At 54.7% G+C, this 3,044-nt stretch carries 2 protein-coding genes; one reads left to right on the forward strand and one right to left on the reverse strand.

Annotation, left to right across the window (positions count from 1 at the left end):
- Positions 1 to 922: MFS transporter (locus WBM93_RS04375; RefSeq protein WP_424428663.1), on the reverse strand; the 922-nt coding region annotated here is incomplete at its 3' end.
- Positions 923 to 1,168: 246 nt separating this feature from the next.
- Here WBM93_RS04375 and WBM93_RS04380 point away from each other — a divergent pair.
- A complete protein-coding gene (locus WBM93_RS04380; RefSeq protein ID WP_424428666.1) occupies positions 1,169 to 2,791 on the forward strand; it encodes a winged helix-turn-helix domain-containing tetratricopeptide repeat protein in 1,623 nt (540 codons plus the stop codon).
- Positions 2,792 to 3,044 lie beyond the last annotated feature (253 nt).

Raw genomic sequence — 3,044 nt, forward strand, 5'->3', positions numbered from 1 at the left:
CCACATATCCGCCGATCACAATCGCCGCGATCGCTCCAACAATCTGCGCTGTGCCATTTAAAGGACCCAATTGGTCCTCGGTCCAGCCGGTATGTCCTGCGGCAATCAGCGGCCCGGCGATGATGCATATCCCGTATGTCAGGCCGGCGCATATCAGAACGGGCGCATAGGCCAGGCTCTGCATCGAAAACGTGTTTTGCAAAGCTTTCTTGATCAGGAAAAGCCAATTGTCAGCCTGGATTGCGATATTGGCCTGCTGCGCCTTGCCTTTGGACCAGGGCAATCGACGCTCTCCGACACGCTCCCGGACCCAGATGATGTGCACTGTCACCAGGATAACCAGAAAGGCGCATGCCATATATGCGGCACTCGCCCCATAGGCATAGACCATCGCGCCAGTGAATGCGGCGGATGCAGCCACCCCGCTTGCCTGACCGCCAGATGCCAACGCTCCGCCCATCGACCGCTCGTCTTCGGGGAGAATATCAACCGTTAGCCCATCGACGGCAACGTCCTGAAACACTGTGGCAGAGTTAACGGCTAGCGCCACAATGCCAAGGATGAGAACATCTTGCGCCCCTGGATTTGCAATTGCGAAGGCTACAAGCAGCGCAATCATAACGGCTTGCGCGCCCATGATCCAGATCCGCCGTCTGCCCATCGACAGCAAAGTATAACGGTCCATCACGAAACCGGCGACAAACTTGAAGCTCCACGGCAGCGATGCCATCGCCACAACAAAGGCGATATCCTGGCCTGAAGCCCCGTTCACTGCCATCCAGGCCGGTATAGCAAAATCGAACAGGCCAAGCGGGATGCCTTGACCTGCATAAAGCAGGAATATCGTGAACAGCCGCAGTCTACGATTTTCGGCCAAAGAAATGGGAGAGCGCGGTCGATCCGCTAGTGCGATGGATCCCATAATTAACCCCCCCAGGAATTGTGAACCTACCAAATCTTTTCGACCCCCGTGTTTGAAATCTTTATTCTTCAGCAGGCCCGGCGAATGACGGGTCGCAAATTCATTCGCCGAGCTTTCTCCTCGGTAAATGCAGGTGCCATTCGAAGTCCTGATGGAAAATATGATTTTTTTATGATGGACCGGCGGAAGGTTTCGGGTAACGTTTTGTAAGTTTGATCAAAATGCGGGGCGTTAGCAGTTTATTCCATGACAAATGCCACACTATCAGGGGAAAAGGGTGAGCCGGACGACCAGCGTCTGGATGGCACTTTCTTCGTCAATGATATCGCAGCAAATAAATTTGATCATAGCTTGAGTCTGGATGACCAGGTTGAGCATGTTGAACCAAAGGTCATGGATTTGCTGGTTCAACTGGCCGCTGCACCCCGTCAACCGGTTAATCGATCCGACTTGCTGGATGCCATTTGGCCGGACGGTGGGGGTGGCGACGAGTCGCTGACACGGCTGGTTTATCAATTGCGCCGGGCGTTCAAATCCTTCCCAAGCTTTGCGGGTGCAATCAAGACCGTATCAAAATTCGGCTATCGGCTGGATGCCTCGGTCAAAGGCTTGGCTGCCAACAAGAAAGCTTCCAAACTGTTCGCGGCGCCAACGCGCGAATATAATCTGTCGATCGCGATCCTGCCGATTGCGGATCACAACGCCGATGCCGAAAATCGCTATCTCGCAGATGGCATGAGTCGGGATCTGACCAGCCTCCTCGCCACCACTCCGATGTTGTTTGTTACGCCGCACAGTTCGGTTCTGGCGCTGAGCGATGACAATATGCCACTGGCAACGATTGCGGAAACTCTTGGCTGTCGTTTTCTTCTGTCTGGCAGCTTTCGGAGACAGGGCAATGAAATAAGATTGCGCTTCGAACTTGTCGATACGATAGATTCATCGCTGGCATGGTCGGAAAAATACAATACCGTTCTCGACCAGTTTTTCGAAGTCCAGAGCGATGTCCTGCTCAATGTTTCAACCGCTATTTCCGCGCGCGTCAGATTTGCGCTGGAACCCCCGGCGGTTGCACGCCGGCCGTTTCAAAATGATGTGTACCGGATATTGCAGACAGCGGAAACGCTCCGGTACAGCTACGGCAAAGACAGCGCGCTCGAGATCACCCGGCTTCTGCGGGAGGGGTTGAAAATAACGCCTGACCACGCAGCCCTGCGTGCCGGCCTGGCCGTGCAGCTCAGCCAAAATGTGGTTAGCCAGTGGGAGGATGATCCCAAGGCAGCCGAGCAAATCGCCTTCGAGCACATCGAGGCGGCGCTCGCAAAAGAGCCTGCCAATGCCGAAGTCATCGCTGCTGCTGGCATTGTCAACGCCATGTTCCACCGTCAGGCAGAGGCTATCGGTTTTTTGAGGCGCGCGGTAGAAATGGACCCTAATAATGCGCATGCACTCGCTATGCTGGGCTGGCAGATGTGTCTGGTGGAAAGCGATCCGAACGGGATCGCGTTGATCGAATCTGCCGAATACCGGGCACCCCATCATCCGCGCTTTGGACTATGGGCTACCTACCGCGCCACCGGCCATCTGTTCCTGCTTCATTACGCATCGGCAGTCCCAGCATGCAAACAGGCCATTTCGCGCACGCCCAACTACTATCAGCCCCGCCTCTCGCTGGCATGGGCACTACTTGGTCTGGGAGACCGGAAAGGCGCCGAGACCGCTATCCGGGAAGCTGAGAAATTTGAAGGAACCGGGATCGCGCGCAAATTTGCCGAAGAAGTAAAGCAGTGGACGAACAACTCCCCCAATGCAGCCGAATGCGCGACAGCGCTGGATAACCTGATCCCGCTATCAGGCAATTTGGAATAGTCATCAGATCCGGTCCTGCAAAAAAGACCAAAACCCGGATTGGATCGAACCTTCAATATTGGAGCAACTGTCAAAAGACTGCCGCTCACTTTTACGGACATTCAATAAAGCGAGATGAAATGCTCGCTGTGGGGTCGCTTGGAGAATGGCAGCTTGCGATAGTAGCAGACTGGAAGCAGACATTCCGCAACCGGCCCAACAGCGGTCGTCCAGATATGATTTATTGAATGACCGCTCCCCACCCACTTTCGGT

Origin of the sequence: Parasphingorhabdus sp. (assembly GCF_049667325.1) — a bacterium.
In the GTDB taxonomy this organism is placed as follows: Bacteria; Pseudomonadota; Alphaproteobacteria; order Sphingomonadales; family Sphingomonadaceae; genus Parasphingorhabdus.